This is a genomic window from Microcella sp. (genome assembly GCF_046293215.1).
Classification (GTDB): domain Bacteria; phylum Actinomycetota; class Actinomycetes; order Actinomycetales; family Microbacteriaceae; genus Microcella.
In genome coordinates this window covers 153,512-160,996 of sequence record NZ_JBKBPI010000006.1, presented here as the reverse complement: position 1 = coordinate 160,996, position 7,485 = coordinate 153,512, and the positions used below count along the sequence as shown (strand labels likewise).

7 protein-coding genes are annotated in these 7,485 nt (G+C 69.9%); 6 read left to right on the top strand and 1 reads right to left on the bottom strand.

From position 1 onward, the window contains the following. Window positions 1–672 (bottom strand): transposase (locus ACK4SC_RS07500; protein ID WP_409616722.1); only part of this gene is annotated, 672 nt, incomplete at its 3' end. Window positions 673–806: 134 nt separating this feature from the next. Between ACK4SC_RS07500 and argC the strand changes: the two genes are divergently transcribed. Genes argC through argH form a run of 6 tightly spaced genes read left to right on the top strand, consistent with a single transcriptional unit; the run spans window position 807 to window position 7,479 of the window. After that, window positions 807–1,853: an N-acetyl-gamma-glutamyl-phosphate reductase gene (gene argC / locus ACK4SC_RS07495; RefSeq protein WP_409616720.1), complete on the top strand. Its 1,047-nt coding sequence runs from the start codon at window positions 807–809 to the stop codon at window positions 1,851–1,853. Beyond that, window positions 1,850–3,004, top strand: a complete 1,155-nt coding sequence (gene argJ, locus ACK4SC_RS07490; protein WP_409616719.1) for a bifunctional glutamate N-acetyltransferase/amino-acid acetyltransferase ArgJ — start codon at window positions 1,850–1,852, stop codon at window positions 3,002–3,004. Before argC ends, argJ begins: the two co-directional genes overlap by 4 nt. Further along, complete coding sequence (argB, locus tag ACK4SC_RS07485; RefSeq protein WP_409616717.1) at window positions 3,004–3,909, top strand: acetylglutamate kinase; 906 nt, start codon at window positions 3,004–3,006, stop codon at window positions 3,907–3,909. The genes argJ and argB overlap by 1 nt, the downstream gene beginning before the upstream one ends. Further along, complete coding sequence (locus ACK4SC_RS07480; RefSeq protein ID WP_409616715.1) at window positions 3,906–5,108, top strand: acetylornithine transaminase; 1,203 nt, start codon at window positions 3,906–3,908, stop codon at window positions 5,106–5,108. The genes argB and ACK4SC_RS07480 overlap by 4 nt, the downstream gene beginning before the upstream one ends. Next, window positions 5,105–6,067: an ornithine carbamoyltransferase gene (gene argF, locus ACK4SC_RS07475; protein WP_409616713.1), complete on the top strand. Its 963-nt coding sequence runs from the start codon at window positions 5,105–5,107 to the stop codon at window positions 6,065–6,067. The genes ACK4SC_RS07480 and argF overlap by 4 nt, the downstream gene beginning before the upstream one ends. Next, window positions 6,064–7,479 carry an argininosuccinate lyase gene (gene argH / locus ACK4SC_RS07470; protein ID WP_409616732.1) on the top strand — a complete coding sequence of 472 codons (1,416 nt, stop codon included), beginning with the start codon at window positions 6,064–6,066 and terminating at the stop codon, window positions 7,477–7,479. The genes argF and argH overlap by 4 nt, the downstream gene beginning before the upstream one ends. Window positions 7,480–7,485: the final 6 nt, after the last annotated feature.

The following is a 7,485-nucleotide window of genomic DNA, read 5'->3' as shown; positions in this document are numbered from 1 at the left end:
CCGCAGCAACGGCCGAACTCGTGTCGACACATTCGTGCGGCGAAGGGTGGCGAGGGTGTCGGCGACGATCCTCGCCGCTCCCTTCGGGGACCCGGTCTTGCCCTGCCGCAACCGTTGGGCGAGGATCACCGGCGCCGAGGCCGTCGTCGACGCGGTCGCGATCAGTGCGTTGAGACCGCGGACGCCGGAGTACCCGAACGACGCGCCCTGCTTCTGGTAGCCGTGGACCTCGATGATCGTGTCATCCAGGTCCACCATCACCCGCTCACCATCCCGGACCTGCAGCAGTGGCGCGGCCGATGCGAGGTTCACCAGCGTCCGCGAAGCGACGGCGTCGAGCTGGCGGACATGACCGAACCGGAACTCCCGCAGAAACGATCCCAGCGTCGACGGCGCATACGTCCGATCGAACAACCGGCCCATCCCGCCATGACGGAGCACGTTCATGTCGTCGATCGAGTCAGCCCCGGCGAGCATCCCCGCGACCAGCGCCATTACCTTGCCGCCGGCGTTCGCACCCCTGTCCGTCGGGACGCTCAACCGCGACTGGGCAAGCTCGTCGAGGCCCGCAGTGCGGGCGAGGCGGAGCATCGGGACCAGACCCGCGGTCGACACGAGATTCGGATCGTCGAACATCGCTGACACGCCAGCGGGAGCATGCTTGAATTGCACCTACGAGATGCCTCTCGGACTCGGCGAATAGGACCTTTAGCAAGCTCTATTCTTCCTGGTCAGAGGGGCATTTCTGCGTCACGACACCTGCTCAACACCCAGGCTCATCGGTGGATCGAGGCTAAGCTAGAGCAATGCCGTATTCCGTCGCGATCGCCGGTGCGAGCGGCTACGCCGGCGGTGAGGTGTTGCGTCTCATGGCGCGCCACCCCGAGCTCGAGGTGCGCACCGTGACCGCGCACTCGAACGCCGGGGCCGCACTCATCGACGTGCACCCGCACCTGCGCTCGCTCGCCCACCTCACGTTTGTCGACACGACGGCCGAGAACCTGCGCGGCCACGACATCGTTGTGCTCGCTCTGCCGCACGGCACGTCCGGGGCCATCGCCGCCGAGCTGGGCGACGACGTGCTGGTGCTCGACTGCGGCGCCGACCACCGGCTGACCAGCGCGGACGACTGGGCGCGCTTCTACGGCGGCGAGTACCACGGGTCGTGGGCCTATGGCCTGCCCGAATTGCCGCACGCCGACGGGAGCCGTCACGGCGCTGTGCTTGCCGACGCACGCCGCATCGCCGTGCCGGGGTGCAATGTCACGGCCGTGTCCCTGGGGCTTGCCCCGGGCATCCATGCTGGGCTGCTCGAGGAGCGCGATCTGACGGCAGCCCTCGCGGTCGGGCCGTCGGGTGCCGGTCGCGCGCTGAAGACCAACCTGCTGGCGAGCGAGCTGCTCGGCTCGGCCCAGCCATACGCGGTCGGCGGAGTGCATCGCCACATCCCCGAGATTCTGCAGAATCTGCGACTCGCGGGCGCCAGCGCGCCGACTCTCTCGTTCACGCCGGTTCTCGTGCCGATGGCGCGCGGCATCCTCGCGACGATCACCGCGCGGGTCGCCGACGGCGTGACCGCCGAGCAGCTACATGCCGCCTACGTGGCCCGCTATGCCGACGAGCCCTTCGTGCACGTGCTGCCGGCGGGCCGCTACCCGTCAACGGCCGAGACGGTCGGCGCGAACACCGCACTGATCGGCGTGGGCCTCGACGTCGACGCGGGCCGTGCTGTCATCGTTGTCGCCCTCGACAACCTCGTGAAGGGAACCGCCGGAGCCGCCGTGCAGTCGCTCAATCTCGCCCTCGGTCTCGACGAGACGACGGGTCTTCCCATTGACGGGGTCGCGCCGTGAGCGTGACGACGCCGGCTGGCTTCACCGCGGCGGGTGTGGCGTGCGGGCTGAAAAGCTCGGGCGCACTCGACCTCGCCCTCGTCGTCAACACCGGCCCGAGCGACGCTGCCGCCGCCGTGTTCACGTCGAACCGTGCGCAGGCCAACCCGATCATCTGGTCGCGCCAGGCGATCGCCGATGGTCGGGCGCGCGCGATCGTGTTGAACTCGGGAGGCGCGAACTGCTTCACGGGCCACCAGGGGTTTCAGACGACCCACTCCACCGCCGAGGCCGTTGCTGAGCACCTGCAGCTGGGCGCGGGGGAGGTGCTCGTCTGCTCGACGGGCCTCATCGGCGAGCAGCTCAACCGTGAGCGGCTGCTTGCGGGCGTCGCGGCTGCAGCGGGCGCTCTGAGCGCCGACGGCGGTCAGGATGCGGCGCGCGCCATCATGACGACCGACTCGGTGCCGAAGATGGCCGAGTACCGCGACGCGGCAGGGTGGGCGATCGGCGGCATCGCGAAGGGCGCGGGCATGCTCGCGCCGGGGCTCGCGACCATGCTCGTCGTAATCACGACCGACGTGGTGCTCGATTCGGCCTCGCTCGACCGCAGCCTCCGCGCCGCGACCCGGGTGACCTTTGACCGGCTCGACTCCGATGGCTGCATGTCGACGAACGACCAGGTGACGCTCATGGCGAGCGGCGCATCCGGCATCACCCCCGATGAAGCGGGCTTCACGGACGCGCTTACTGGGGTGTGCCTGCAGCTTGCTCTGCAGCTGCAGTCGGACGCCGAGGGCGCGAGCCACGACATCCACATTCGGGTGACCGGCGCTGCCAGTGATGACGACGCGGTCGAGGTCGGCCGCTCGGTCGCGCGCAATAACCTCTTCAAGGCGGCCGTGTTTGGCAACGACCCCAACTGGGGGCGCGTGCTCGCCGCAATCGGTACGACGAGCGCAGAGTTCGACCCGTACAACGTCGACGTGACGATGAACGGCGTGCGCGTCTGCACGGCTGGCGGCCCCGATCGGCCGCGCGACGAGGTCGACCTGACGCCGCGCGCCCTGCACCTCGAGATCGACCTGAAGATCGGCGCGCACGAGGCGCTGATCCTCACCAACGATCTGACCCACGACTACGTTCACGAGAACAGCGCGTACTCCAGCTGATGTCGACCCTTCACGATTCCTCCGACTTCGCCCTCGCCAGCGAGAAGGCGCAGACCCTCATTGAGTCGCTGCCGTGGCTCAGGCGCTTCCGCGACCGCATCATCGTCGTGAAGTTTGGCGGCAACGCCATGGTCAGCCCTGAGCTACAGGCCGCCTTTGCCGAAGACATGGTGTACCTGCGCACGGTCGGCCTGAAGCCCGTCGTCGTGCACGGCGGCGGCCCGCAGATCTCGGCCATGCTGAACAAGTTCGGCATCGAGAGTGAATTCCGCGGCGGCTACCGCGTCACGAACACCGAGGCGATCGACGTCGTGCGCATGGTGCTCGCCGGCCAGATCAGCCGCGAGCTGGTGGGCCTCATCAACCAGAGCGGCGCCGGTCTCGCGGCCGCCGTCAGCGGCGAAGACGCGGGACTGTTCCAGGGCCGTCGCCGGGGCGTCGTCGTCGACGGCGAAGAGGTCGACCTCGGTCACGTCGGCGACATCGTGCACGTCGACCCGTCGGTGGTGTTCGCCCACCTGGACGCCGGGCGCATCCCCGTCGTCTCGTCGCTGGCCCCCGACATGGACCACCCCGGTCACAGCCTCAACGTGAACGCCGACGCGGCCGCCGCCGCTCTCGCGGTCGCCCTGCAGGCGGAAAAGCTCGTCGTCCTGACCGATGTGCCGGGCCTCTACAGCGACTGGCCGAATCGCGACTCCCTCGTCTCGAGCATTTCGGTGACAGAGCTGCGCGAGCTGCTGCCGAAGCTCGAGTCCGGAATGATCCCGAAGATGACCGCCTGCCTGGACGCCGTTGACGGGGGAGTCAGTCGCGCCGCGATCATCGACGGCCGCCAGCCGCACTCGATCCTGCTCGAGATTTTCACCACCCGCGGCATCGGAACCGAGGTGGTTCCCGCGTGAGCCCCCTTCTTCCCGACGCCACCCCCGAATCGGATGCTCTGCGCGAGCGGTTCGCGCGCGTCGCGATGCGCTCGGCGCCCGTCCCGCAGGCCGTGTTCGCCCGCGGGGAGGGGGCGTACGTCTGGGACGTGGACGGTCGGCGCTTTCTCGACTTCCTCGCGGGGATCGCGGTCAACGCACTCGGCCACGCGCATCCCGCGCTCGTGGGCGCGGTCGCCGACCAGGCGGCGCGCCTCATCCACGTGTCGAACTATGTGACGACGCCGCAGGGTGTCGACTTCGCCGAGCGCCTCGTGCGTCTCACGGGTGCGGGGCCGACCGGCCGCGTGTACCCGGCGAACTCGGGCGCGGAGGCGATTGAGGCCGCCGTGAAGCTTGCCCGCCGCACGGGGAGGCCGCGCATCCTCGCCTTCGAGGGTGGTTTTCACGGTCGCACGATGGGTGCGCTCGCGGTCACGGGTAAGCCGGCCCTGCGCGAGCCGTTCGAGCCGATGGTGCCGGGCGTCGACCACCTGCCGACCGACCGTGCGGCCCTCGAGGCGGCCATGGGCGACGACGTTGCCGCCGTGCTGCTTGAGCCGATCAAGGGCGAAGCGGGCGTTGTGCCGCTGCCCGACGGGTTCCTGACGGCCGCGCGCCAGCTCACCCGCAAACACGGCGCGCTCCTGATCGCCGACGAAATTCAGACCGGAGCGGGCCGTACCGGAGACTGGTTCGCCGTGCAGCACGAGGGTGTCACCCCCGACGCCTGGGTGCTCGCGAAGGGTATCGGCGGGGGAGTGCCGGTCGGCGCCCTCGTCACCACGGGCGCCGCCAGCGAGCTGTTCACGCTGGGGCAGCACGGCTCGACCTTCGGGGGCAACCCGCTCGCCACCGGCGCCGCCTCGGCGGTGCTCGCCGAGATCGAGCGCGCCGATCTGGTGGGCAACGCCCGTCGTCGCGGCATCGAACTGCGCGAGGCCATTCTTGGGCTCGACTCGCCGCTCGTCACCGAGGTGCGTGGCCGCGGGCTGCTGCTCGGCGTCGGTCTCGCCGCCGAGGTGGCTCCCCGCGTCGTCGATGAGGCGATGCGTCGCGGACTGATCGTGAACGCGCCGAACGCCACGACGATCCGCCTTGCCCCGCCGCTGATCATCGGCGACGCCGAGATTGCAGAATTCACGTCCCTGTTCGCTGACTCCCTGAAGGCCGCCGCATGACCGCCGCCCCCGCCACCCGTCACTTCCTGCGCGACGACGACATTTCTCCCGCCGAGCAGCGCGAGATTCTCGACCTCGCCGAGCGGCTGAAGACCGACCGTTTCCAGGTGCGCCCGCTGGAGGGTCCGCAGACGGTCGCGGTGATCTTCGACAAGTCGTCGACCCGCACGCGCGTGAGCTTTGCGGTGGGCATCGCCGACTTGGGCGGTCAGCCGTTGATCATCTCGACGGCCTCCAGCCAGCTCGGCGGCAAGGAGACCCCGTCGGACACGGCTCGGGTGCTCGAACGCATGGTCTCGGCGATCGTCTGGCGCACCTACGGCCAGGCGGGTCTCGAGGAGATGGCCGCCGGCACAACGGTCCCCGTCATCAACGCTCTCAGCGACGATTTCCACCCCTGCCAGTTGCTCGCCGACCTCTTGACGATCCGCGAGCACAAGGGATCCCTGGAGGGCCTCACCGTCGCGTTCATCGGTGACGGCGCCGACAACATGGTGCACTCGTACCTTCTCGCGGGCGCGACCGCGGGCATGCACGTGCGAGTCGGCTGCCCCGCCGAGTACAGCCCGAAGGATGCGGTCATCGCCGATGCCGACCGCATTGCGGCCGAGACGGGCGGCTCGATCACGATCTTCACCGACCCGCTCGAGGCGGTGGCCGGTGCCGACGTGGTCGTGACCGACACCTGGGTGTCGATGGGCAAGGAGGAAGAGAAGGCGGCCCGCGTCGCCACGCTCACCCGCTACCGCGTCGACGACGAAATGATGTCGCTGGCGAAGCCCGACGCGATCTTCCTGCACTGCCTGCCCGCCGACCGCGGCTACGAGGTGACCGCCGAGGTGATCGACGGCCCGCAGAGTGTCATCTGGGATGAGAGCGAGAACCGCCTCCACGCCCAGAAGGCGCTGCTTGTGTGGCTGCTCGAGCGCTCGACCGGCGGCTCGGGGGCGGGCGCATGAGCGGCGCCACCAACGAGGGCGCGCTGTGGGGCGCGCGCTTCAGCGGCGGGCCCTCGCCCGAACTGCAGCGCCTTAGCCGGTCGACCCACTTCGACTGGCAGTTGGCGCCCTACGACCTCGCGGGCTCGCGAGCGCACGCGGCGGCGCTCGCCGCGGCCGGCTACCTCACCGACGACGAATTGACGCGGATGCTCGCCGCCCTCGACGCGGTCGAGTCGCGTGTTGCAGACGGCACACTCACGCCCCGTCCCGAGGATGAGGACGTGCACGGTGCGCTCGAGGCGGCGCTCGTGGCGGAGGCGGGGCCCGAGCTGGGCGGCAAATTGCGCGCCGGTCGTAGCCGCAACGACCAGATTGCGACCCTGATCCGGCTCTACCTGCGCGACCACGGCCGAACGATCGCCGGCGAAGTGCACGCGCTGATCGCCGCCCTCATCGCGCAGGCCGACGCGCACCCCGTGGCGGTGATGCCCGGCCGCACACACCTGCAGCACGCCCAGCCGGTGCTGCTCGCTCACCACCTGCTGGCGCACGCCTGGCCGCTCGTTCGTGACCTCGAGAGGCTGCGCGACTGGGCGGCGCGCGCCGACCGCTCACCGTATGGCGCTGGGGCCCTCGCGGGCAGCTCGCTGGGGCTCGACCCAACGCTCGTGGCGTCCGAGCTCGGTTTCGCGGGCCCGACCGAAAACTCGATCGACGCCACGAGCGCCCGCGACCTCATCGCCGAGTTCGCCTACATCGCCGCGCAAATCGGAGTCGACCTGTCTCGCCTGGCCGAGGAGATCATCCTGTGGAACACGCGCGAGTTCGGCTTTGTGACCCTCGATGATGGCTATTCGACGGGGTCGTCGATCATGCCGCAGAAGAAGAACCCCGACATCGCCGAGCTTGCCCGCGGCAAGACCGGCCGCCTGATCGGCAGCCTCACCGCGCTCCTGACCACCTTGAAGGGTCTCCCGCTCGCGTACAACCGCGACCTGCAGGAAGACAAAGAGCCCGTCTTCGACGCGGTCGAAACCCTCGAGGTGCTGTTGCCGGCCTTCACGGGCATGGTCGCCACGCTGCGTTTCGACACCGAGCGCATGGCGGAGCTTGCCCCGCAGGGCTTCTCGCTCGCGACCGACGTCGCCGACTGGCTCGTGCGCCAGGGCGTGCCCTTCCGCGAGGCGCACGAGATCTCGGGGGCGCTCGTCGCGCACTGTGAGCGCGCGGGAGTCGACCTCGACGAGCCGAGCGACGACGACTACGCCGCCATCGACCCGCGCCTCACGGGTGCCGTGCGCGGCGTACTGACCGTCGAGGGCTCGATCGCGTCCCGCGCCGGCGCGGGAGGCACGGCGCCGGTCGCCGTCGCGCACCAGCGTGCCCTTCTCGACGAGCGGCTGGCCGCGCTGCGGGCGGCGCTCGGCTGAGCCCAA